Here is a 24509-nt window from a genome sequence, read left to right on the forward strand (position 1 = left end):
GTGGCGTTTGCGGGCCTCGATCCGCGCCAGCACGAGTCGGGTTCCAGCGTGCGTGGCAAGCCACGCATGTCGAAGGTCGGCCACAGTTTCCTGCGCAAGGCACTGTACATGCCGGCCATGGTGGCCGTCCATAAGACGCTTTGGGGCAGGCGCTTCGGTCAGCGCCTGCGTGACGCCGGCAAAGCGCCCAAGCTGATCATCGGCGCCATGATGCGCATGCTGGTGCACGTGGCATTCGGCGTGCTCAGGTCGGGAAAAATATTTGATCCGGCCTTGCACGCCGCTTGACGGGGATAACAGTATCTACATGGCGACGGTTTTGTCAGGTGTCGCAAGCGTCGTTGTTAAACGAGAAAACGACCACCATGGATCGTAGGTCAGATTAGGGCCGCGGGCCCGTAATCCGACAACATTTCAATTTACTTCAACTTCGGCGTATTCACGCTGACATCGCCGCATTGCGCGCGGTGCATCAGGGCGTGGTCGATCAGCACCAGCGCCAGCATGGCTTCGGCGATCGGCGTGGCGCGGATGCCTACGCAGGGGTCGTGGCGGCCGAACGTTTCCACCATCACGGGATTGCCCTCTTTATCGATCGAGCGGCGCGGCGTGCGGATCGACGAGGTCGGCTTGATGGCGATCGACACACTGATGTCCTGTCCCGTCGAGATACCACCGAGCACGCCGCCCGCGTTATTGCCGATAAAGCCTTCCGGCGTCAGTTCGTCGCCGTGCTCGGAACCCTTTTGCGCCACCGAATCGAAGCCGGCGCCGATTTCCACGCCCTTGACGGCATTGATGCCCATCATGGCATAGGCGATGTCGGCGTCGAGCTTGTCGTAGATGGGCTGGCCCAGGCCGACCGGCACGTTTTGCGCGATCACGTCAATGCGCGCGCCGATGGAATCGCCGTCGCGGCGCAACTGGTCCATCGCCGCTTCCATGCGCGCGATCAGGTCCGCGTCGCCGCTGGCGGCAAAGAACGGATTCGCATGCACGTGCTCCCAGGACTGGAACGGCACGGGAATGTCGCCCAGCTGGCTCATGCAGCCCTTGAACGTGGTGCCGTACTGCTGCAGCAGCCATTTCTTGGCGATCGCCGCCGCGCCCACGACGGGCGCCGTCAGGCGCGCCGACGAACGTCCGCCGCCGCGCGGATCGCGCACGCCGTATTTGTGCCAGTAGGTGTAGTCGGCGTGGCCGGGGCGGAAGCTTTCCGCGATATTGCCGTAATCCTTGCTGCGCTGGTCTTCATTGCGGATCAACAGCGCGATGGGCGTGCCCGTCGTCACGCCCTGGTACACGCCGGAGAGGATTTCCACGGTATCCGATTCCTGGCGCTGCGTCACGTGGCGCGAAGTGCCCGGCTTGCGGCGGTCCAGCTCGGGCTGGATATCGGCTTCCGACAGGATCAATCCCGGCGGACAGCCATCGATCACGCAGCCGATGGCCGGACCGTGCGATTCGCCGAAAGTGGTAACAGTAAACAACTTGCCAAAAGAATTGCCGGACATAGTAGGAAGTGGTGAGGACTGGAAAACTCAATTCTACCAGCCTGCGGGGCATGCCATGCCGCTAATGCCACGGCCAGGCCGCATATTCCCCCGCCCGCCCCGCCATTTCGGCATCGCGCGTATTTTTTCACACAAAAACACCAAATATGAGTTGCAATCATGCAAAACAAGAAATATTGCCCCACAGAATAGATTTAAAAAAACATTTTGCTTATTAAATAGCTATATACTTGGACGAAGCGCCATCAGAAAATACTCAAGCCTCGGCTATATGGAGTACTGTTTTTTTGATGCGTCCAGAGCGCTTCAGAAATGCCCAGGGCTAGGCGCACCGTCGAAGACAGTACGCGAGTACGGCGAGGCGGTGCAACAACGCCATGGACATTTCTGATGTGCTCACATTCCGTACTGAGTCATCCTGGAGAAGCTATACATGCCCGCACCGATCATCCCCCTTGACGCCAACAAGGACGATCACGACGACCTGGTATTCCTCGATGAACAACCAGCGGCGCCGCTGGCCGCCGCACAGCGCAGCGTCTGGCGGGTGATGATCATCGACGACGATGAAGACGTCCACTCCACCACCACATTCGCCCTGGGCAATCTGGAAATGCAGCACCGCCCGCTGGAATTCGTGCATGCGTATTCGGCCGGCCAGGCACGCGAACTGCTCAAGCATGAAGACGACATCGCCGTCATCCTGCTCGACGTGGTCATGGAACAGGATGACGCGGGCCTGCACCTGGTGCGCTACATCCGCGAAACGCTGAAAATGACGGACGTGCGCATCATCCTGCGCACGGGCCAGCCCGGCTATGCGCCGGAAATCGACGCCATCCGCGATTTCGACATCAACGACTACAAGACCAAGTCCGAACTGACGCGCATCAAGCTGTTTACCACGGTAACGGCCGCCATCCGTTCGTATGAGCAGATCCGTTCAATCAACAGCAGCCGGCGCGGCCTGGACCGTATCGTCCACGCCAGCACGCAGCTGATGGCGCTGCATGGCGTACAGAATTTCTCGGCCGGCGTGCTGGCGCAGATCGCCGACCTGCTGGGCACCCGCGCCGACGGCGTGCTGTGCGTGCAGGACTTGCAGGACAATGGCAGCAAGGAGCTGCTCGTTTCGGCCTGCACGGGCAGCTTTTCCAGCCTGCCGCACAGCGCCCTGTGCGGCCTGCAAAACCCGCGCGTGATGGCTGCCATCGAGCACACGCTGGCGCAGCGGCGCAATGTCTACGCGCACGACTACGCCACGCTGTATTTCGCGGGCAAGGCCGGCCGCGACGCGGCCGCCTACCTCGTGCTGCCGCGCCCCCTTTCCGCCATCGATGAAAGCCTGCTGGAAGTATTCTGCAGCAACGTCGCCGTGGGCCTGGACAACGTCGAGCTGGTATCGCACTTGCACAACGCCGCCTTCTACGACCAGCTGTCGAAGCTGCCGAACCGCACGCGCCTGGTGGAGATTCTCGACGCTACGCTGGCCGGCCCCGCGCGCGACGACGCCACGTTGTCGCTGGTCGACCTCGACCACTTTGCCGAAACCAACGACGCGCTGGGACACCAGTTCGGCGATACGCTGCTGATCGCCGTGGCGGGCCGCTTGCAAACCCAGCTGGGGCCGCAGCTGACGGTGGCGCGCCTGGGCGGCGATATCTTTTGCGTGCTGGGCGACTCGTCCCAAGTCAACCCAGGCAATATCCTGGCCCTGTTCCAGCCGCCGTTCTGCATCGATGGCCAGGACGTGCAGCTGTCAGCCACCCTGGGCCTGGTGCGCCTGGGCGAACATGCAGGCACGGGCGCCGATGCGCTGAAGGACGCCGACATCGCGCTGAAACGGGCCAAAACCCAGCAGCGCGCCGGGCACTTCTATTTTTCGCGCAGCATGGGGATCGAAATCCGCGAACGAGTGCGCATGATGCACGCGCTGCGCACGGCCTTCAGCCAGGACCAGCTGTTTGTCGTCTACCAGCCGCAGATCGACCTGACCACGCGCCGTCCCGTGGGCGCCGAAGCGCTGCTGCGCTGGCAGACGCCGGACGGCAAGTTCATCTCGCCCGACCGCTTCATCCCGATCGCCGAGTACTCGGGCATCATCATCGACCTCGGCGAATGGGTGCTGCGCACGGCTTGCCGCGAACTGGTGCTGCTGCGCGAACAGGGCCACCGCAACTTCGTCATGTCCGTCAACGTGTCGCAAGTGCAGTTCCGCCACCCGCTGTTCCTGGACATGCTGCGCGCGGCGCTGGAAGAAACGCAGGCGCCGCCCGAATTCATCGAGCTGGAAATCACGGAATCGATGGCCATGGAAGAGCCGGACCTGCTGATCAAGATGCTGTGGCAGATCAAACAGACGGGCGTGAGCATCGCCATCGACGACTTCGGCACGGGGTTTTCCTCGCTGTCCTATTTGCAGCGCCTGCAGGTCGACCGCCTGAAGATCGACCGCGCCTTCGTCACCGAGATCACGGGATCGGCGCGCGGCAGCAGCATCGCCGAAATGGTCATCCAGCTGGGCCGCAACCTGGGCCTGGCCGTGATCGCCGAAGGCGTGGAAGACGAGCGGCAAGCGCAGATTTTGCAGGCGCTGGGCTGTCCGATGGCGCAAGGCTTCCTGTTCGCCCGCCCCATGACGGCCACTGCGCTGGGCACCTGGCTGAACAACGAGGCGCTGCAAGGGGCGGCGTAGGCGTCAGCCTGAATTCACAAATGCAAAACGCCGGCGATGCCGGCGTTGTTTTTACTGCATGAGCGACGCTTAGTCGGTGGTTTCGGCCGGCCAGTCGCGGATGTAGGCTTTCAGCATCTGGTTTTCAAAGCTTTGCGCTTCGAGCACGGCGCGCGCCACGTCGTAGAAGGAAATGACGCCCAGCAGGGTCTTGGCGTTCATGACGGGCAGGTAGCGCGCATGTTTTTCCAGCATGATGCGGCGCACTTCATTGACTTCCGTATCGGGCGTGACGGTGATCGGATGGTCATCCATGTGCTTGCGCACGGTGCCGCCGCCGATCTGGCCCGCGTTTTCATGCAAGGCGTTCAATACTTCGCGGAAGGTCAGCATGCCGACCAGGTCGCCAAATTCCATGACCACCAGCGAACCGATGTCTTTTTCAGCCATGGTATTGGCCGCGTCAAGCAGGGGCTGGTCAGGCGTGACCGTGTAGAGGATATTGCCCTTGACTTGGAGAATTTCAGATACTTTCATATTGGCCGTCCTGTCCGCGTGATTGGTATTTTAGTTATTCTAAGCCCTTACTGCGACTGTAGCCTATGCCTGCGGAAAAATCCAGCCTTGCGCGCAATCAAATCGAGGGGGATTGCGCGCAACTTTTCATCAGCCCCGGCGGCGGAACCACCCGGCAATCGAGAGGCGCTCGCGCGCCGTCGGCAGCACTTCGTGCAGCATCTCGCCCGACATGAACATGGCCATGCGGCCCGCCTGCGGCAGGATATCCACCTGCTCGCCATCCTGCGGGTGCAAACGCAGCGCGCCGCCGTGCCCGGGCAGCCAGTCGTCGTTCAGGTACAGCACGACGGACACGGTGCGCTTGTCGTCGTCGCGGAAACGGTCCAGATGGGCCCGGTAAAAGGCGCCCGGCGCGTACAGGGCGAAATGGCTTTCATACTCTTCCAGCCCCAGGAACAGCTCGCGGTTGAGCATGCGGCGCAGCGCTTCCATGTGCGCCAGATAGCTGTCGCAGGCGGCTGAACGCCCCGTTTCCAGCCATTCGATATGGTCGCCGCGGATGTCCGGCTGCAGCAGCGGCGCATGGCCGCTGCCCACGCCGGCCCCCTTCATCTTGCCGCTAAGCATGGATTGCACGCATTCGGCGGCCAGCTGGCGACTCAGTTCCGGGGAGATGAAATGCTCTTGCATGAGCCAGCCTGCCTGGCAGAGGCCGTCGACGATAGAGGGTCCGGCTACGGCCAGAGAGCCGTCGAACGATATTGCGGGCATAAAATCTTTCCTGGTGGACATGCATGAGAGTGCGCCTGAAGCCCAGGATTTCGTTTGCTTGCAACTGCTTCCCTGCGGCGCGGCGCACGCGCACAGGTAAAACAGCCCGAATATCGCTGATACGATATCGTACCACCGCCGCACCGCGCCGGTCACTTTTTTTACACTGCCGGTTACACGCCAGCTGAGCCTGACCGTCCGCCGGCACGGCGCCATGCGCCCTGCACGTCAGCCCTTTTGCTCAGCTGCAAATCAGGTTACGATCTTGCCACTATAAAACTTGGCGGAGACACCATGAGCGGCCCGAAATATCCCGGTTTCGACACTTTATCCCTGCATGCGGGCGCCGCGCCCGACCCGGCCACGGGCGCGCGCGCCACGCCCATCCATTTCACGTCCTCGTTCGCCTTCAAGAGTTCGGACCACGCGGCCTCGCTGTTCAATATGGAACGGGCCGGCCACGTCTACTCGCGCATCTCGAATCCCACCAACGCCGTGCTGGAAGAGCGCATCGCCGCGCTCGAAGGGGGCGTAGCCGGCATCGCCACGGCCAGCGGCCAGGCCGCCATGCACCTGGGTTTATGTACCATCGCCGGCGCCGGATCGCACATCGTCGCCTCGCGCGCCCTGTACGGCGGCTCGCACAACCTGCTCGCCTATACCTTGAAACGCTTCGGCATCGAGACGACCTTCGTCGACCCGCGCGACGTCGATGCCTGGCGCGCCGCCATTCGCCCGAATACAAAAGTGCTGTTCGCCGAAACCCTGGGCAATCCCGGCCTCGACGTGCTGGACATCCCCCAGATTGCCGCCCTGGCGCACGAGCACCGGCTGCCGCTGATGCTCGATTCCACCTTCACCACGCCGTATTTGCTGCGCCCCTTCGAGCATGGCGCCGACCTGGTCTTCCATTCGGCCACCAAGTTCCTGTGCGGCCATGGCACGGCCATCGGCGGCTTGCTCGTCGACGGCGGCACTTTTGATTGGCAGGCGGCCTACGACAAGACGGGCCGTTTCGCCGAACTGTGCGAACCGTACGACGGCTTCCACGGCATGGTCTTTGCCGAGGAATCGACGGTGGCGCCGTTCGCCCTGCGCGCGCGGCGCGAAGGCATGCGCGATTTCGGCGCCGTCATGAGTCCGCACAACGCCTTCGCCATCCTGCAAGGCATCGAAACCCTGGGCTTGCGCATGGACCGCCACGTGGCCAACACGCGCAAAATCATCGACTTCCTGCTGGCCAATGCGGCCGTGGAATCGGTGTCCTATCCCGAACTGCCGTCGCACCCCGACTACGCGCTGGCCAAGACCCTGCTGCCGAAGGGCGCGGGCGGCGTGTTTACCTTCCGCCTGCGCGGCGACCGCGCGGCGGGCCAGCGCTTTGTCGACAGCCTGAAAATCTTCTCGCACCTGGCCAACGTGGGCGACGCCAAGTCGCTCGTCATCCACCCGGCCTCCACCACGCACTTCCGCGTGCCCGACGATCAACTGGAACAGGCGGGCATCACGCAAGGCACCATGCGCCTGTCGGTGGGACTGGAAGACGCCGACGATTTGATCGAAGACCTGGCCCGCGGCCTGAAACTGTCGCAGAAAGGCGCCTGACATGCTGCTCACCATCGACAACACCACGGCCTACTGCTACACGGGCGGCAAACCGTTCACCCCTGGCCTGCCCACGGCCGTCTTCATCCATGGCGCGCAGAACGACCATAGCGTATGGGCCCTGCAGACGCGCTATTTTGCCCACCACGGCTGGAACGTCCTGGCCGTCGACTTGCCGGGCCACGGCCGCAGCGGCGGCGCGGCGAAAACCAAGGTCGAGGACCTGGCGCGCTGGATCCTCGCCGTGCTGGACGCTGCCGGCGCGGCCAAGGCCATGCTGGTCGGCCACAGCATGGGTTCATTGATCGCGCTGGAAGCGGCGCACCTGGCGCCGGAGCGGATCAGCCACCTGGCCATGCTCGGCTCCACCTACCCGATGAAAGTCTCGCCCGCGCTGCTGGAAACGGCGCTCAACGATGAACAGACGGCGATCGACATGGTCAATATCTGGTCGCACTCATCGATCACGCAAAAGCCGTCGTTTCCCGGCCCCGGCTTTTACGCCATGGGCGGCGCGCGGCGCCTGAAGCAGCGCATCGCCGCCCAGAATCCCGATCACGTGTTTCACACGGATTTTTTTGCCTGCAATGCCTATGCGAACGGCGAAATCGCCGCCGCTTCGGTACACTGCCCCACTTTATTCATTTTCGGCGCGCGCGACATGATGACGCCGCCCAAATCGACCCGGCTGCTGACGTCAAGCATCGCGCATGGCACGGTGGTGCAGGTCGACAGCGGGCACGAATTGATGGCCGAGCAGCCCGACGCCGTGCTCGACGCGCTGTTTGCGTTTGCCCAAACGGCAGCGGCATGAACGCTTTTTTTAGGATAGATGCACATGTTGTTGAATACCCTGTTCGATGAATTGACCGGCCGCGGCAGCGGCACGGAAGCGGCCCGGCAAGAACGCTACAACTGGCTGGAACAGCTGCGCTGCGCCAATCCGCTGGCGGACGAAGGTGGCCCCATGGCGGGTATCCCCGGTCACCACTGGTACCGGCTGCCGCAGGTGCTGACGGTGGCGGGCCAGGCGAGCGACCTGCTGGTCGGCACCCTGAACGCCCAGTACCTGGTCTTCGAGGGCCGCCACGCTGCCGCGTTTGCGGCCGAACTGGGGCTGCAATACGACGCCAACAACCGCATCGACCGCCCCGGCGGCATCGACGAACTGCTCGACGCTTATGAAGAAGAGGCCGACGGCAGCTGGACCACCTTGCCGAATGAAGCGCCAGCGCCTGCGCTGGCGGGCTGGGACGATGTGTACTTCCGCGTGCGCGACCTGAGCGACGGCAAGGCCATCCAGAGCGTGACCACCATCGCCTACGAGAGCAGCCGCTTTCCCGGCTACACCCTGCTGGGCACGACCCTGGTGGGCGCCGGCGCCATCGCCCACGACGACGAGACGGCGGCATATCTGCAGCAAATCTTCGCCGACTGGGCCATCCAGCGCGATTGCGCCGCAAGCTGCCTGCCAGCATCCGCGCCGTGGCCGCACACGCCGCGCCAGGCGCCGCCCGCACCGTTCGACTTTGCCCGCAACCTCGCCTACCTCGACACCCTGCTGACGGCCTACGCGCGCGCGCAGGCGCAGGCGGCAAACGACGGCGGCGATGACGCCTACTGGGCATGCGCGGCGGCCAGCGCTGCTTACCAGGTCTTCTCGCTGCGCTACACGGCAGGCCTGCCCTTGCCTGAAGTGGACGCGGCGCTGGAAGCGGCCATCGCCGCCTGCGAAGCGGCGCGCGCGGCCCTGGCCCACGCCTACGATGACGACGCCTTGCCCGCCTTCGATTTCGAACAGTTGACGGACTATGCGCGCACCCTGCAGCTGCTGGGCGCGGCGCTGCTGTTCGGCCGCCACGACCTGGCCATGCGCCTGGCCGCCCTGCAGACGGCCTTCGATGGTGAAGATGGCGTATATGAGGCGCTGCTGTCGACCATCGATCCGCAGCGTCCCGCCGTCGACGAATGGTATTTCGCCGAACCCTATTCCGCCCTGTACGAGTGCCTGGACGCGGACGATCGCGCGCAGCAGCAGGAGCACCTGCGGCACTACCTGGCCGGCTGGCATGGCGCGCTGGTGCGCGAAGACTGGTTCAACGGCCATTTGCGCGCGCAAGGCCTGGGCGGCTATTACGGCCTGTGGGCCTTCGAGGCGGCAGCCGTGGCCGAACACCTTGGCCTGGAGCGCGGTGCGCTGGCCCACTGGGTGATGCCGCCCACGCCCTGAATGCCCCGTTTTACTTTTAAATACAATATCAATGATCAATACCGCAGCCCTGTTCAGCACCGCCTTTTTGCCCGGCCAGGCCGGCTTCGACACCGAAACGATCACGGGCCTGGCCGAATGGCGGCTGGACGTCCCTACGCTGTTCAAGCTGCTCATCGGCGCCGGCACGCAAGCCGTCGCCTGGCCCATCTACGGCGATGGCGAAGACTGCCCCTGCGTGCTGGCCGCGCCGATGGCGCAGGCGCAAGCGAGCTGGCAAGCGTTGTCCGCGCTGATGGACCGGCCGCGCGACGCGGCCGCCATCGTCGCGCGCAGCGCCATCAGCGCCTTGCTGGCCAGCGGCCGGCCGTGGCTGATCCTCGATTGCGTGCAGCTGATCGCGCACGATATCGGCACGCCGGAGTACGCGGCCGCGCTCGAGGCCCTGCGCGCCGAGGCGCAAGCTCTGCACCTTGCCCTGCTGCGCGGCGACCGGGAAGCGCTGGCGCCGCTGCTGGCCGCCGGTTCCGCCTCGCCCGCCACCGGCTACTGGTCGGCCACGGCAGACGCGCAGCTGGCCGATGTCGAGGAACTCGACGCGGAAGATCTCCCCTTCCTGCAAGGCCTGGAAGTGATGGGATGGGAGGAGGACGCGCTGTGCTATGCAGTCAGCGCCGCCGCTGAACCGGACGTCACCGGTCTGGTCACGCCCTATGGCCGCTGGATCGTGCCGCTGTCGCAGCGCTATGTCGACCTGGGCACCTGCTACGCGGACGATGGCTGGATCACCTTTGCCACGGCGGACGCCCCCGATGCACACGGCGTGCTGGACCTCAACGGCACGGTGGTGCTCCCGCCGCTCCCCGGCGCCCTGTACGTAATCAGCCCCCATCTGCTACAGAGAATCGCGCCTGACGGCGTCAGCAGCCTGCTGCGCCTGCCCGATGGCGCGCTGCTCATCGACAGGGTGGACAATATGTGCCAGCGCGACGATGGTTTGATCGATATAGAACGCCAGACAGACCAGACAAACGATGACGACAAGCGCAATGTGCACGGCGTGGTCGACAAGATGGGCAAGGTGGTGGTGCCGCCGGCCTACAGCTCCGTGCAGGATTTCGGCACGAAGAAAAAAATCGCCGTCGTCAGCCAGCGCATCGCCGGGCGCTTCCTGTTTGGCCTGGTCAATAGCCAGGGCGAGCTGCTGGCGCCCTGCCAGTACGAAGCCATCGACTGCGCCACCACATCGTCGCCGCCCAAGCTGCGCAAGAATCTGATTTTCGCCATCGATGCGCAGGGTCTCGCGTGCATGCTGACGCTCGAGGGAAAACAGGCTTTCACGCCGCTGTATCCGCCCGCCCATCATCTGCGCGGCGTGGCCGTGCAAAGCGATTTGTTATATGTGATCAACGATGGCATGGCCTGGAGCATGGATTTCACGGGCCAGCTGCTCGAGCAGTTCGACACGGTGGAGAACTTCAAGGCGGCCATCACGGCGCAACTGAGCGAATCCATCGGCCTGGGCAAGAAAAAGCCCGCCAGGCGCCGCAGCTTTACGCCGGCGCAGATCCTGGCACAGGCCGACCGCGACCAGTTGCGCAGCCTGGCCGCGCTGCTATTGCTGGGCGATGCGGCGCTGGCCGCACGCTGCGTGGACATCACCCTGGAGGAACTGGCGGAAGACGACCCGGAAGAAGAATACGAAGGCGACACGCCCGAAGCGGCCTGTTTCTTCCTGCTGTGGTCCACGGCCGCCGATGCGCTGGGCCACGGCACCACCCTGGACTGGAAATCCGTCGATGAAGTGCCGCGCATAGTCCAGCATATCGGCCTGCCTTCGCTGCAGGACTTCCGCTGGGCGCAGCGCGAAGACGGCGACGCCATGGCCGAAGGCCTGGCCGCCATGGCCGAAGGCCTGGCCGCCATCGCCGCCCACCTGGCGCCGCATCAGCTGCGCCTGGTGAACCTGCACGGCGGCGAGGACACGTATTACCTGGGCGTCGTGCGCGCGCAGGATGCGGCCGCGTTCACTGGCGCCGCACGGCTGGCAGCGTTCAGGCCCGTCGTGTACTAGGGCGAGCCGTCTACTTGCGTTTTACCTGCGTGTCGAGCAGCCTTTTTGAGATGGTATCCAGCTCGCCCTGGCGCGAACAGCGCCGCAGCATCGCCGCGCTGGAGCTGGCCTGGCGGCCATATTCCTCGCGCAGCTGGCCGGCGATGCGCTCAAACGGAAACGCCGTGCCAGCGCCGAGCGCCAACTGCGTCGGCCCGACGGCCAGGCATTCCGCATCCCGCACCACGACCGCATCGTAGCTGTCGCTGTCGGCCGGTCCAGTTGCCGTCACGTCCTGCACGGCATGGATGCCGCATTCGCGATAAAAGGAAAACAGGGCATAGGCCCGGTCGCGACCGGGAATGGTGCGCTCATTGGCGAGAATGGCGGGAACATCCTTGATGCGCACGGCCAGAAAAGAAAAGTCGTCCACGTCATAGACGAGCACAATGCCCACCCTACCCCCCTTGGGCAGGTCGCAGCTGAGTTTGTATTTTTCCAGCGCATAGGCATCAAGCAAGGCATGCAAGCCGCCTTTGAGGGCGGCTTGCCTGGCCGTCGGCAGGCGCGTCTGCAAATGCTCGCCATAGCTTTGCGCCAGCAGCGGCGCGGGGCCGGCCGCCAGGCACAGGACGAGGAGACTACACAGTGGTCGGGTGATCATCAGGCCCTCCCGGTTCATCCTGCGCATTTGCGTGGATCAAACGGACCCAGCACGATGGGAGCGATTTCGATGGAACGGGCGGCGTCAAGCCGCCGGATCTTCACCTCCGGCCCTGCGGGCAGGGAAACAAAGGTGCCAGGCGCCTCGTCGAGCTTGATGTTGCGATAGCCGGCGCAAGCGCGCGACAGGTCCAAGAAGATACGCGGGAACTCCAGCTGATCGCCATGGCGCCCCACGATGACCTTGAATTCGTAGCTGCCATCGGCTTCGATGGTCAGCATCTGCGGTACGCTCTTGATGGTCATGAAGTTGGCGATGTTCGGCACCTGGCTTGCCTGCACATTGCCACGCACGGTCCAGACTTCCACGTCGCGGCCCTTGAGCTGGCCCTGGATGGCAGCCCACAGCATGAAAAACACCAGCACGTAGGCGGCAAAGGCACCGCTGAATTTCCATTGCCAGCCGGCAAATGCACCGCCGCCGCCACCTGTGCTATCGAGAAACTTGAACAAGATCACGGCCGGTATCATCGGCAAGAATATGAGTACGCAACTTTGCAGCAGCAGATCATTCATCACATGGCCCATCCATCGGCACGAAGACGGCATTCGTCTTTTCACATGATGGCACCGTGCGCCGCTTTCGCCTTAATCCGGATCAAACATGCATGCCTCAATCAGTGACAGTGCCATGTTTACCGGCATCTGCTTACTGGCACCTGACCTCGCCGAAATGCTGCGCCAGGCTCAGGCCCAGTCCCTGCTCCACGGCGTTTTCCACCTGCGCGGCCAGCGCGGCCGCCTCTTCCGCCGCCTGGATATCGCGCTCGTTGGTGGAGCCGGCCGGGTAGCCGGAATTGACGCGCATGCCGCCGAAGACGAACAGGCGGTAGACATCGGCCAGGCTGATGCGGTTGACGTTGCCCAGCAAGACCCAGTGGTCGGAACTGTCGGCCACGCGCTTGCCCCACTGCACCCGCACGGCGCCATCCACGTTCACACGTCCCACCCAGCCCTGCTGCACCATCTTGTCGAGCAGGGTTTCCATCTCTTCGAAGCCCAGGCGCGTGCTGCGGCGGATTTCGGCCGCGCCCACCAGGGCGGAATCGGCGCAGTGGCAGGCCTGGTGCAGCACTTTCAGGATGGCGACCGCGTCGACGAATTCGCTGCCCGGTGCCGCTTCATACCACCAGCGCTCGTATTTCACGACGGGCAAGGCGGCCACCAGCAAGGCGCCCACCAGGGTGATCATCCAGCTTAGGTATATCCACACGAGGAACAGCGGCAAGGCGGCCAGCGCGCCGTAGATACGCGAATACGTGGGGAACTCCTGGATGAATTCGCCGAAGCCGCGCTTGGCCACCTCGAACGCCAGCGCCGCCAGCAAGCCGCCCCAGGCCGCGTCGCGCCAGTCCACGTCGCGGTTCGGCACGGCGATGTAGAGCAAGGTAAACGCCAGCATGGTCAGGCCGATCGACACCAGCGTGTAAAACACGGCGCCGATGAAAGGCACGGCGCCCACCACGCCGCTGGTGGCCATGAAGAGGCGCGAGGTTACCGTCAGCGACACGCCCACCAGCAGCGGACCCAGGGTGACGATGGCCCAGTAGACGAGCAAACGCTTGGTCCAGCGGCGCTCCTGGCGCACGCGCCAGATGCGGTTGAAGACGCGCTCGATCAAGCCCATCATGCCCACCGAGGTGACGATCAGGGCGCCCGCGCCGATGGCCGACAATCGCGTCGCCTTCGAGGCAAACGTCGTCAGGTAGTCGAGGATGGTGTTCGATATCCCCTTGGGCATCACGCTTTGCACGAAATAGTCTTCCAGCGCGTGGCGGAAGGTATTAAACAGGGGGAACGTGGTGAAGATCGCCAGGGCCAGCGTGAGCAGCGGCACCAGCGCGAACACGGTGGCGAAGGTCAGGCTGCCGGCCACTTGCGGCAGGCTTTCCTCGCGCACGCGCCGGCGCGCGAACTGCAGCAGGTCGCGCGTTTCGGACCACGTCAGGCCGCGCACGGTATCGAGGCCGAGGCCAAGGGCGCGCCACAGGTATTGGAAGAACGGGAATATATATTTTGAAAACATGTGCAAAATCAGAACGGCGCCATGACAGCAGTCGTATCAGGCTGTAAAGCGCCCTATAATACCAATGATGAAGCCAACCAATCTGATTATTCTCGTATTGTTTTATTCACGCCATGGCGCCACGCGCCAGTTGGCCGAGCTGATAGCCCAGGGAGTGGAAAGCGTGCCTGGCTGCGATGCCCGCCTGCGCACCGTGCCCGCCGTCTCCACCGTAACGGAAGCGACGGCGCCGGAAGTGCCGCCTGATGGCGCTCCTTATGTGGAACTGGACGACCTGCAGGAATGCGCGGGCCTGGCCCTGGGCTCGCCCACGCGCTTCGGCAACATGGCCGCCGCCATGAAGTACTTCTGGGATGGCACGGCCAGCGACTGGCTGGCCGGCAGCCTGTCCGGCAAGCCCGCCTGCGTGTTCACGTCCACGGGCAGCCTGCACGGCGGCCAGGAATCGACCCTGCTGTCGATGATGATTCCCCTCTTCCACCACGGCATGCTGGTCATGGGCCTGCCCTACACGCATCCTGAGCTGATGACCACGTCCACGGGCGGCTCGCCGTACGGCGCCACGCACTGGTCGGGCATAGCCGGCGACAAGGCCTTGAGCGACGATGAAAAGCGCCTGGCCGTCGCCCTGGGCCGGCGCCTGGCGGAAAACGCCGCGAAACTGGCAGGCGCATGATGCACGGCGCACTGCACAAGTATTTTCACTGGGGCGCCATCGCCAGCCTGATCACCCTGATCGTCTGGTGCCTGCTGTGGGAAACCGTCGTCGCGCCGCTGCAGCCGGGCGGCTCCTGGGTCGTGCTGAAGGCGGCGCCCCTGCTCATTCCCCTGTACGGCGTGATCAAGCGCGACGTCTACACCCTGCAATGGTCGTCGATGGTGATCCTGCTGTATTTTACGGAAGGCGTGGTGCGCGGCTACAGCGACACCAACCCCACCTCGGCCCTGATGGCCTGGGGCGAGGCGGCCATCGTCTGCGTCTATTTTGCCTGCGCCGTGCTGTATCTGCGCCCATATAAAAAGGCCGCCAGGCGCATGGCCAAGGAACTGCTGGAAAAAGTGAATAAAGTGAGCATCAAAAAATGATCGAACAGCCAGTGCATGACCAAGCCGACTTCCTCGCCGCCTGCCGCGACCTGCTGGGCGACACCTACGTCCTCACCCGCGATGCCGATACGGCGCCCTTCCTCACCGACTGGCGCGACCGGTTTACGGGCAAGGCCCTGGCCGTGCTGCGCCCCGCCACCGTGGAACAAGTGGCCGCAATCCTGCGCGCCTGCGCGCAATGGCAGGTGCCCGTCGTGCCGCAGGGCGGCAATACGGGCCTGGTGCTGGGCAGCATCCCCGACGCCGCCGGCACGGCCGTCGTGCTGTCGCTGGCGCGCCTGAACGGCATCCGCGCGCTCGACCCCGTCAACCGCACCATCACCGTCGATGCGGGCTGCATTTTGCAGACCATCCAGGAAGCGGCCAGCGCCGCCGGCTGCCTGTTTCCCCTGTCGCTGGCGGCCGAAGGCAGTTGCACCATCGGCGGCAACCTGGCGACGAATGCGGGCGGCACGGCCGTGCTGCGCTACGGGAACACGCGCGAGCTGTGCCTGGGCCTGGAAGTGGTCACGCCGCAGGGCGAGATCTGGAGCGGCTTGCGCGGCCTGCGCAAGGACAATACCGGCTACGATTTGCGCGACCTGTACATCGGCGCCGAAGGCACCCTGGGGGTCATTACCGGCGCGGTCATGAAACTGTATCCGCAGCCGAAAGCCTGCATCACGGCGCTGGCCGCCATGCCCTCTCCCGCCCACGCCCTGCGCTTGTTAAGCCTGATGCAGGACCATTGCGGCGCCAGCCTGACGGGGTTTGAACTGATGTCGCGGTATTGCCTGCAACTGGTGGCCGAGCAGTTTCCCCAGCTGCCGCGTCCTTTCGCCGGGCCGCACGGCCAGTCGCATGGGCAATATGTGCTGCTCGAATTATCGAGCAGCCAGTCCGAGGCGCACGCCGTGGAATTGCTCGAGGCGAGCATCGGCGCGGCCCTGGAAGACGAGTTGATCGAAGACGCCGTCGTCGCCAGTTCCGTGGCGCAGTCCGAAGGCCTGTGGCAGCTGCGCGAGCATATTCCGCTGGCGCAGGCGCAGGCGGGCAAGAACATCAAACACGATATCTCGCTGCCCATTTCCCGCATCGCCGATTTTATCGGCGTCACGGATGCGGCCCTTGAGTCAGCCTTCCCCGGCTGCCAGCTCGTGTGCTTCGGCCACCTGGGCGACGGCAACCTCCATTACAACGTGGCGCCGCCAGCCGGCATGACGGATGGCGACTTCCTCGCCAACCAGGACGCCATCAACCGCATCGTGCACGACCAAGTGCACGCTTTCGGTGGTTCCATCTCGGCCGAACACGGCATCGGCGCGCTGAAGAAGGATGACCTGGCGCGTTATAAATCGCCGCTGGAACTGCAGCTGATGCGCGCCGTCAAACAGGCGCTGGACCCGCAGAACATCATGAATCCGGGGAAAATCCTGTGAAGGCGCCGTCCATCCTCCTCTGCGCCATGGCCTTGCTGGCCGGTTCCGCCGGCGCGCAGGACGTCTACAAATGCGTGCAGGATGGCCAGACCAGCTATAGCGCCACGCCCTGCACCGGCGGGCAGCTGCAGATCCTGGAAGTTCCCTCGCCTCCGCCCGCCGTCGACAAGGGCGCGGCCACGCGTCAGGAACGCGTGGCCAGCCAGATGGAAGCGGCGCGCAAGAAACGTGAAAACCTGGAAGACCAGGCGCGCGAACGGGCCGCCAAACAGAAGGAAATGCACGAGAAGCATTGTGCCCAGCTACGGCTGGAACAAAAATGGGCGGCGCAGGACGCCGTCGGCGCGGGCGACAAAACCCGCGGTGCGGCGCAACTGAAAGCGCGGCGCGCCGGCGAGCGCCTGGCCGTCGAATGTCTGAATTGAGTGCGCCGGCAGCACATCCCGCGGGCATGCGCCTGCTGTCGCGCTGGCTGCTGCTGGGCGAATGGCGCGCGCATCCCGTGCGCGCCTTCGTCGCCATCCTGGCCATCGCCATCGGCGTGTCGCTGGGCTTTGCCATCCACCTGATCAACGCGGCTGCCTTCAATGAATTTTCCACGGCCGTCAAAAGCCTGTCCGGCCAGGCCGACGTGCAGGTGGCCGGACGCGAAGCGCTGTTCGACGAAGCCGTCTACCCGTGGCTGGCGCAGCGCGAGGGCGTGGCCGTGGCGTCGCCCGTGCTGGAATTGCAGGCCGGCGTGAGCGGCAAGAATGACGGCGGCCCGCTGCACATCCTGGCGCTCGACGTCTTCCGCGCCGGCTTCATCTCGCCCGACCTGATCGGCGCGCCGGCCGAGGGCCAGCCTTTCGACACCCTGGCCGACAATGCCGTCTTTCTATCGCCGGCCGCCTTGCGCTGGCTCAAGGTAGCCCAAGGCGACAGCATCGCGCTGCAATCGGGCACGGGCAGCGTCTCGCTGCGCGTGGCCGGCTCGCTGCAGCGGGCACGCGCAGGCCAGCGCATCGCCGTCATGGATATCGGCGCGGCGCAATGGCGCTTCAACAAGCTGGGCAAGCTGTCACGCATCGACTTGAAACTGCGCCAGGGCGTCAACCGCGACGCCTTCCAGGCGGACCTCGCGCGCACGCTCGAAGCACGGTACCCGGGGCGTTTCCAGGTGGGCCAGCCGAATGACGAAAACCAGAATAGCCGCAACAATAACCTGAGCCGCGCCTACCGGGTCAACCTGACGGTGCTGGCCCTGGTCGCCTTGTTTACCGGGGCGTTCCTCGTTTTTTCCACGCAGGCCCTGTCCGTCATCCGCCGCCGCGGCCAGTTCGCGCTGCTGCGCGTGCTGGGCATGGAGCGCCGGCCATTGCTGCGCCAGGTGCTGCTCGAGGGCGCAAGCCTGGGCGTGGTCGGCGCGGCCCTCGGCATCGCCGGCGGCTACGCCATGGCGGCCGTGGCCCTGCGCTTTTTCGGCGGCGACCTGGGCGCCGGCTATTTCGCGGGCGTGCAGCCGCAGGTGCAATTCACGCCCGTCGCCGCCTTCGTGTATTTCGCGCTGGGCCTGGGCGTAGCCTTGCTGGGCTGCGCCGCGCCCGCGCTGGAAGCGGCGCGCGCCGCCCCCGCCATCGCCCTCAAATCGGGCAGCGAGGAAGTCGTGACGACGCGCCTGGCCAAGACCTGGCCCGCGCTGGCGTGTCTGCTGCTGGCCGGCGCTTTGACGTTGCTGCCGCCCGTATTCGAGCTGCCCCTGTTCGGCTATATCTCCATCGCGCTGCTGCTGATCGGCGCCATCGCCCTGATGCCGCAGCTGGCGGCCGTCGTCTTCCGCGCCCTGCAAGCCGCCTGGCTGCGCACGGAGGCGAGCCGGCACGCGCCCGTGCGCAGCCTGACCGTGGCCCGCCTGGCGAACGCCTCGGGACAAGCCGGCATCGCGCTCGGTGGCGTGCTGTCGAGCTTTAGCCTGATGGTGGCCATGGCCATCATGGTGTCGAGCTTCCGCGTCTCCGTCGACGACTGGCTGCTGCAGATCTTGCCGGCCGACGTGTACACGCGCCCGGCGGCCAGCGGCGGCACGGCGGGCCTGAATCCGCGCGAACAAGCGAGCATCGCCGCCCTGCCCGGCGTGGCGAGGGCCGATTTCCAGCGCCTTCGCTCGCTGTCGCTGGCGCCCGACCGCCCGAATGTCATGCTGCTGGCGCGCCCCATCAACTTGCAGGACGCGGGCAAGAGCATGGTGCTGGTGGGCGAGACATTCGCCGTGCCGGATGGCGCGAAACCCGTGTGGCTGTCCGAAGCGGCGGCCGACCTGTACAACGTCAAGCCCGGCCAGCAGATAGCCCTGCCGCTGGCGGGCGGCTTGCACCAGTTCTTCGTCGCCGGCATCTGGCGCGACTATGCGCGCTCGTCCGGCGCCATCCAGATGCCGCTCGATGACTACCGCGCGCTGACGGGTGACATGGACGTCAGCGACGCAGCCCTGTGGCTGGCCAAGGATGCGACGGGCGAGCAGTTGCAGCAGCGCCTGAAAGCCTTGCCTTTCGGCGCCAGCCTGGAAGTGTCGAACCCGTCGGCCATCCGCGCCCTGAGCCTGCAGATCTTCGACCGCAGCTTCGCCGTCACGTATTTATTGGAAGCCATCGCCATCGTCATCGGCCTGTTCGGCGTGGCCGCCACGTTCTCGGCCCAGACCCTGGCGCGCGCGCGCGAATTCGGCATGCTGCGCCACGTGGGCGTGACGCGGAGCCAGATCCTGTCCATCCTGGCGCTCGAGGGCGGCGCGCTGACGGCGCTGGGCATCGCCACCGGTTTTGTCCTGGGCCTGTTGATCAGCTTTGTGCTGGTCTTCATCGTCAACCCGCAATCGTTCCACTGGACCATGCAGCTGCACCTGCCGTGGCCCCTGATCGCCACCGTGGCCGGCGCCCTGCTGACGGCAGCCGCCCTCACCGCCCTCATCGCGGGGCGCCAGGCGCTGTCCGCTGGCCCCATCCGCGCCGTCAGGGAGGACTGGTAATGCGCCGCTTGACTTGTTTATTGTTGTTCTGCAGCGCCGCCGCCATCGCCGCGCCGCCCGCGTTCGCCCCCGTCACGCCGCTGCCGGCCGGCCAGACCCTGCGCATGCCGCACGATTTCGGCGCCCATCCCGCGTATAAAACGGAATGGTGGTACGCCACGGGCTGGGTAAAAACCAGCGGTGGCGAGCAGCTGGGCTACCAGGTGACCTTCTTTCGCAGCGCCACGGCCGCCGATACGGACAACCCCAGCGCCTTCGCGCCGAAGCAGCTGATCATCGGCCATGCGGCCCTGTCCGATCCGAAAGTGGGCAAGCTGCTGCACGACGAGAAAAGCGCGCGCGAGGGTTTCGGCCTGGCCTACGCCAAGGTGGGCGACACGGACGTTAAACTCGACGACTGGCGCATGCAGCGGCAAGCCGACGGCAGCTACCGGGTCAGCCTGGCCGCGCGCGATTTTCACTTGCAACTGACCCTGGCGCCCACGCAGCCCGTGCTGCTGCAAGGCGTTGGCGGCTATTCGCGCAAGGGCGCGCGGCCCGCGCAATCGAGTTACTACTACAGCGAGCCGCAACTGCGCACGACGGGCACGATCGCCCGCGCGGGCGGCAAGGCGGAAGCCGTGACGGGCGCCACTTGGCTCGATCACGAGTGGTCGAGCCAGGTGCTCGATGCGGATGCCAGCGGCTGGAACTGGATCGGCGCCAACCTTGATGACGGCGGCGCCCTGATGGCCTTCCAGATCCGCAGCAAGACAGGTGCTAAACTATGGGCGCACGCGACATGGCGCGACGCGTCCGGTAAGATGACGCAGTTCATGCCCGGCGACGTCGATTTCACGCCCACGCAGCTGTGGCGCTCGCCCCGCACGCAGGCCGAATACCCGGTCGCCACCGAGATCCGCACGGGTGCCACGCGCTGGCAGATCAAGCCCCTGCAGGCGGACCAGGAGCTCGATTCGCGCCGCTCGACGGGGGCCGTGTACTGGGAAGGCGCCGTGACGGTGGAGCGCGACGGCCAGCCCGTGGGGCGCGCCTACCTGGAAATGACGGGCTATGTCCAGCCGATGAAGTTATAAGCGTTATCAGCACCATCGAATATGTAAATCAAAGCGAAAAACAATGACAACCAGCACAGAAACAGGCAGCACCAGTACAGAAACAGGCAGCACCAGTACAGCAACTGTCACACCAACTCTTGATACCGGCAGCAGCCGCGAACTGAAAAAGGGCAGCCTGGCCGCCTTCAAGGGCTTGATGCCCTTCCTGACGCCGTACCGCAAGCAGTTCTTCCTGGCCGGTATCGCGCTGGTGGTGGCCGCCGCCTCGACCCTGGCCATTCCCGCCGCCTTCAAGCAGATGATCGACCTCGGTTTCGGCGGCGCGGCCGGCTCGAAAAGCATCCAGCATGTCGACCTGGTCTTCCTCGCCCTGTTCGGCGTGGCGTCCATCCTGGCCTTGGCCACGGCGGCGCGCTTCTATACGGTGTCGTGGCTGGGCGAGCGCGTCACGGCCGACATCCGCAGCGCCGTGTATCGCCACGTCGTTACGCAAAGCCCGGAATTCTTTGAAACCACGCAGACGGGCGAAGTCCTGTCGCGCATCACCACCGACACGACCTTGATCCAGGCCGTCGTCGGCACCAGCATCTCGATGGCGCTGCGCAACGTGCTGCTGTTCCTGGGCGGCCTGGTGATGCTGTTCGTCACCAGCGCCAAGCTGGCCGGCATTATCATCGGCCTCCTGATTCTCGTGGTGGTTCCCATCATCGTGTTTGGCCGCAAGGTGCGCAAACTGTCGCGCGACTCGCAGGACCGCATCGCCGACGCCTCGGCCATGGCTGGCGAAATCCTCAACGCCATGCCCACCGTGCAGGCGTTTACGCACGAGAAAATCGAATCGAAGCGCTTCGGCGACTCCGTCGAAGGCGCTTTCATGACGGCGATGCGCCGCATCCGCGCCCGCGCCCTGCTGACCATGATCGCGATTCTGCTGGTCTTCGGCACCATCGTGTTTGTCTTGTGGCTGGGCGCGCGCGCCGTGCTGGAAGGCGCGATGACGGGCGGCGACCTGGGCCAGTTCATCCTGTACGCCTCCATCGTGGCCGGCGCCATCGGCGCCCTGTCCGAAGTCATGGGCGAAGCGCAGCGCGCCGCCGGCGCCACCGAGCGCCTGCTGGAACTGATGGCCGTCAAATCGGAAATCGAATCGCCTGCCACGCCGCTGCCGCTGCCCGCGCGCGCCGCAAATGGCGCCGCGCTGTCGCTGGACGACGTCATGTTCTCGTATCCGTCGCGCCCTGACACCCACGCCCTGGACCACGTCAGCCTCGACATCCGCGCCGGCGAAACGGTGGCCGTCGTCGGCCCGTCCGGCGCCGGCAAGACCACCCTGTTCCAGCTGTTCCTGCGCTTCTACGACCCGCAAGGCGGCAGCATCCGCCTCGACGGCGTGGACATCAAGCAGCTCGACCTGCACACCCTGCGCGACGCCATCGGCATCGTGCCGCAAGATACCGTGATCTTCTCGGCAGACGCCATGGAAAACATCCGCTACGGCCGCGCGGGCGCCAGCGACGAGGAAGTCATCGCCGCAGCAAAAATGGCGGCCGCCCACGAATTCATCGAACGCCTGCCGAATGGCTATAAATCCTTCCTTGGCGAACGGGGCGTGCGCCTGTCCGGCGGCCAGCGCCAGCGCATCGCCATCGCCCGCGCCCTGCTGAAAAACCCGCCGCTGCTGCTGCTCGACGAAGCGACCAGCGCGCTCGACGCGGAATCGGAGCGCCTGGTGCAAAAGGCGCTGGAAGCGGCGATGGTGGGCCGCACCACCGTCATCATCGCGCACCGCCTGGCCACCGTGCAGCGGGCCGACCGCATCGTCGTCATGGAAGACGGCAGGATCGTCGAGACGGGCACGCATGCGTCGCTGGTTGCGCTCGGGGGCATCTATGCAAATCTTGCAGCACTGCAATTCCATCACGTACAGCTCAATCCAGCGGAATAATCATGAACGCACTTTTCCATGCCAACCTGGGCATCACCGATTTCTGGACCTTTTTACTGGGCACCATCTTCATCGTCATCCTGCCCGGGCCCAACTCCATGTACGTGCTGTCGGTCGCCGCCCAGCGCGGCGTGCGGCCCGCCTACCAGGGCGCCTTCGGCATCTTCGCCGGCGACCTGATTCTGATGGTCCTGTCGGCCTGCGGCGTCGCTTCGCTGCTGAAGGCCAGCCCGGCCCTGTTCTACGTCGTGAAATACATCGGCGCGGCCTACCTGGGCTGGATCGGCCTGCAAATGCTGATAGGCTGCTGGCGCAAGCTGCGCGCGCCCGCTCCCGCTGAGGGCGAAGCGGCAGCCGTACCTGCCCCCGTCAAGGAAAGCGATCCGTTCCGCAAGGCCCTGATCATCAGCCTGATGAATCCGAAAGCGATTTTGTTCTTCATTTCGTTCTTCATCCAGTTCGTCGATCCGGCCTTCCCGAACCCGGTGCTGTCCTTCATTGGCCTGGGCCTGATCTGCCAGGTGATCAGCTTTAGCTACCTGACGGCCATCATCTTTGTCGGCGCGCGTCTGGCCGAGACCTTCCGCCGCCGTCGCCGCCTGTCGGCCGGCATGGGCGGCGGCGTGGGCGCCATGTTCATCGGCTTTGGCGCGAAACTGGCCACGGCCACACTGTAAGGAACTGCCGTGAACGAGCTTGAACTGCGCCAGCGCTGCCATACCGTCCTGCCGGGCCACCGCCAGCCCACGCCAGCGGCCACCTTCGCCGCCATGGCCGCCTGGTGCGGCGCCAACGATGTTGCGCACGATACCTATGGCGAAGGCGCGCTGATCGAACAGTTCGAAAACAAGATCGCCAGCCTGCTCGGTTTCGAAGCGGCCGTGTTCTGCATCACGGGCACCATGACGCAGGTGACTGCACTGCGCCTGGCCTGCCAGGACCGCGGTTCGCGCCTGGTGGCGCTGCATCCGACGTCGCACTTCCTGCGCCACGAGCGGGGCAACCATGAATTGCTCGACCACTTCAAGGGCTTGATGATCGGCGACCCGCACCGCCCGTGGACGGCGGACGACCTGCGCGCCGTACCCGATGCGCTGGGCGCCGCGCAGGTCGAACTGCCGATGCGCGAAATCGGCGGCCAGTGCCCCTCGTGGGATACATTGAACGACATCAAGCGGCACTGCCGCGAGCACAATATCCACCTGCACATGGATGGCGCGCGCCTGTGGGAAGCGCAAGCCGGTTTTGGCCAGTCCCTGCCCGCCATCTGCGACGGTTTTGACTCCGTCTATGTGTCGCTGTACAAGGGCGTCGGCGGCCTCGGCGGCGCCATGCTGGCCGGCAGCCGCCCGTTTGTCGAGCGTGCGCGCGCGTGGTTCCACCGCCAGGGCGGCAACATCGTGCACCGCACGCCCTACGTGGTGGCCGCCGCCATGCAGTTCGACGCCCGCCTCGCCGCCATGCCGCAGTATTTTGCGCGCACGCAGTGGCTGTACGCGCTGCTGCGCGATTTTCCATCGATAGCCGTCAATCCCGCCCAGCCGCAAGCGAACATGCTGCACCTGCACCTGCCCGTGTCACGCGAGCGGGCGATCGCCATCCGCAACCAGGTGGCCGAAGACCACGGCATCTGGCTGTTCGGCCGCGCCAGCCACGCGGCCCTGCCCGGCCACAGCATGGTGGAGTGGTATGTGGGAGATAACTTGCTGGACCTGCCGGACGACAGCGTGCGCCACGCCCTGAGGCTGCTGGATCAGGCCATGCGTAACAAGGCACCATCGGCGTAGGTCGGGTTAGCGCACAGCGCGTAAGCCGACAACACCACAGCCACAACCGTAACCACAGCCAACAATACCGCCGGATTACGCGCGGCTTCGCCACGC

Annotated in this window: 21 protein-coding genes; 15 read left to right on the top strand and 6 right to left on the bottom strand. The window is 65.0% G+C overall.

Translation table 11 applies throughout. The annotated features are described in order from the left end of the window. The coding region (locus CBW66_RS26380; RefSeq protein ID WP_139841788.1) for a transposase at positions 1-288 on the top strand (288 nt) is incomplete at its 5' end. Positions 289-419: 131 nt separating this feature from the next. On the opposite strand, the gene aroC is transcribed toward CBW66_RS26380, so the two are convergent. Further along, the gene (gene aroC, locus CBW66_RS26385; protein WP_070224428.1) at positions 420-1514 is read right to left on the bottom strand and encodes a chorismate synthase; all 1095 of its coding nucleotides are present in this window, start codon (positions 1512-1514) and stop codon (positions 420-422) included. A gap of 433 nt (positions 1515-1947) precedes the next feature. Here aroC and CBW66_RS26390 point away from each other — a divergent pair, with 433 nt between their 5' ends. Continuing rightward, on the top strand, positions 1948-4209 hold the full coding sequence (locus CBW66_RS26390) for a bifunctional diguanylate cyclase/phosphodiesterase (RefSeq protein WP_086140555.1): 2262 nt from the start codon (positions 1948-1950) through the stop codon (positions 4207-4209). A gap of 69 nt (positions 4210-4278) precedes the next feature. Here CBW66_RS26390 and CBW66_RS26395 read toward each other — a convergent pair whose 3' ends face one another. Then, positions 4279-4725, bottom strand: a complete 447-nt coding sequence (locus CBW66_RS26395; RefSeq protein ID WP_010398828.1) for a CBS domain-containing protein — start codon at positions 4723-4725, stop codon at positions 4279-4281. Between the two features lie 129 nt (positions 4726-4854). Beyond that, positions 4855-5397 carry a 2OG-Fe(II) oxygenase gene (locus CBW66_RS26400; RefSeq protein WP_230492298.1) on the bottom strand — a complete coding sequence of 181 codons (543 nt, stop codon included), beginning with the start codon at positions 5395-5397 and terminating at the stop codon, positions 4855-4857. 375 nt (positions 5398-5772) lie between these two features. On the opposite strand from CBW66_RS26400, the gene CBW66_RS26405 reads away from it, so the two are divergent. The 4 genes from CBW66_RS26405 to CBW66_RS26420 are packed head-to-tail and all read left to right on the top strand — an operon-like array spanning position 5773 to position 11366. Continuing rightward, positions 5773-7083, top strand: a complete 1311-nt coding sequence (locus tag CBW66_RS26405; RefSeq protein ID WP_086140557.1) for an O-acetylhomoserine aminocarboxypropyltransferase — start codon at positions 5773-5775, stop codon at positions 7081-7083. A gap of 1 nt (position 7084) precedes the next feature. Beyond that, positions 7085-7897, top strand: a complete 813-nt coding sequence (locus tag CBW66_RS26410) for an alpha/beta fold hydrolase (protein ID WP_086140558.1) — start codon at positions 7085-7087, stop codon at positions 7895-7897. 24 nt (positions 7898-7921) lie between these two features. Further along, a complete protein-coding gene (locus CBW66_RS26415) occupies positions 7922-9313 on the top strand; it encodes a PoNe immunity protein domain-containing protein (protein WP_170933073.1) in 1392 nt (463 codons plus the stop codon). Positions 9314-9344: 31 nt separating this feature from the next. Continuing rightward, positions 9345-11366 carry a WG repeat-containing protein gene (locus CBW66_RS26420; protein WP_086140560.1) on the top strand — a complete coding sequence of 674 codons (2022 nt, stop codon included), beginning with the start codon at positions 9345-9347 and terminating at the stop codon, positions 11364-11366. A gap of 10 nt (positions 11367-11376) precedes the next feature. Here CBW66_RS26420 and CBW66_RS26425 read toward each other — a convergent pair whose 3' ends face one another. The 3 genes from CBW66_RS26425 to CBW66_RS26435 all read right to left on the bottom strand — a co-directional run bounded on the left by CBW66_RS26425 (position 11377) and on the right by CBW66_RS26435 (position 14094). Further along, the gene (locus CBW66_RS26425) at positions 11377-12009 is read right to left on the bottom strand and encodes a hypothetical protein (protein ID WP_139841789.1); all 633 of its coding nucleotides are present in this window, start codon (positions 12007-12009) and stop codon (positions 11377-11379) included. A 14-nt stretch (positions 12010-12023) separates the two neighbouring features. Continuing rightward, positions 12024-12587 (bottom strand): hypothetical protein, encoded by a 564-nt coding sequence (locus CBW66_RS26430; RefSeq protein ID WP_139841790.1) that lies wholly within the window; start codon positions 12585-12587, stop codon positions 12024-12026. A gap of 130 nt (positions 12588-12717) precedes the next feature. Beyond that, positions 12718-14094, bottom strand: coding sequence for a YihY family inner membrane protein (locus CBW66_RS26435; RefSeq protein WP_086140563.1), 1377 nt, complete (start codon positions 14092-14094; stop codon positions 12718-12720). 67 nt (positions 14095-14161) lie between these two features. On the opposite strand from CBW66_RS26435, the gene wrbA reads away from it, so the two are divergent. Genes wrbA through CBW66_RS26480 form a run of 9 tightly spaced genes read left to right on the top strand, consistent with a single transcriptional unit; the run spans position 14162 to position 24413 of the window. Further along, positions 14162-14770 carry an NAD(P)H:quinone oxidoreductase gene (gene wrbA, locus CBW66_RS26440; protein WP_086140585.1) on the top strand — a complete coding sequence of 203 codons (609 nt, stop codon included), beginning with the start codon at positions 14162-14164 and terminating at the stop codon, positions 14768-14770. Then, positions 14767-15180 carry a DUF2069 domain-containing protein gene (locus CBW66_RS26445; protein WP_086140564.1) on the top strand — a complete coding sequence of 138 codons (414 nt, stop codon included), beginning with the start codon at positions 14767-14769 and terminating at the stop codon, positions 15178-15180. Before wrbA ends, CBW66_RS26445 begins: the two co-directional genes overlap by 4 nt. Further along, positions 15177-16619 carry an FAD-binding oxidoreductase gene (locus tag CBW66_RS26450; RefSeq protein WP_086140565.1) on the top strand — a complete coding sequence of 481 codons (1443 nt, stop codon included), beginning with the start codon at positions 15177-15179 and terminating at the stop codon, positions 16617-16619. Before CBW66_RS26445 ends, CBW66_RS26450 begins: the two co-directional genes overlap by 4 nt. Further along, positions 16616-17044, top strand: coding sequence for a DUF4124 domain-containing protein (locus CBW66_RS26455; RefSeq protein WP_086140566.1), 429 nt, complete (start codon positions 16616-16618; stop codon positions 17042-17044). The genes CBW66_RS26450 and CBW66_RS26455 overlap by 4 nt, the downstream gene beginning before the upstream one ends. Then, on the top strand, positions 17032-19623 hold the full coding sequence (locus tag CBW66_RS26460; RefSeq protein ID WP_086140567.1) for an FtsX-like permease family protein: 2592 nt from the start codon (positions 17032-17034) through the stop codon (positions 19621-19623). Before CBW66_RS26455 ends, CBW66_RS26460 begins: the two co-directional genes overlap by 13 nt. Beyond that, complete coding sequence (locus CBW66_RS26465; protein ID WP_086142997.1) at positions 19623-20699, top strand: lipocalin-like domain-containing protein; 1077 nt, start codon at positions 19623-19625, stop codon at positions 20697-20699. The genes CBW66_RS26460 and CBW66_RS26465 overlap by 1 nt, the downstream gene beginning before the upstream one ends. Before the next feature lie 43 nt (positions 20700-20742). Continuing rightward, positions 20743-22626, top strand: coding sequence for an ABC transporter transmembrane domain-containing protein (locus CBW66_RS26470; protein WP_268992769.1), 1884 nt, complete (start codon positions 20743-20745; stop codon positions 22624-22626). 2 nt (positions 22627-22628) lie between these two features. Then, entirely contained in the window at positions 22629-23303 is a 675-nt protein-coding gene (leuE, locus tag CBW66_RS26475) for a leucine efflux protein LeuE (protein ID WP_086140569.1), read from the top strand. Positions 23304-23312: 9 nt separating this feature from the next. Then, on the top strand, positions 23313-24413 hold the full coding sequence (locus CBW66_RS26480) for a low specificity L-threonine aldolase (protein WP_086140570.1): 1101 nt from the start codon (positions 23313-23315) through the stop codon (positions 24411-24413). The last annotated feature ends 96 nt before the right edge of the window (positions 24414-24509 follow it).

It is taken from the genome of Janthinobacterium sp. GW456P (assembly GCF_002127655.1).
In the GTDB taxonomy this organism is placed as follows: domain Bacteria; phylum Pseudomonadota; class Gammaproteobacteria; order Burkholderiales; family Burkholderiaceae_D; genus Janthinobacterium.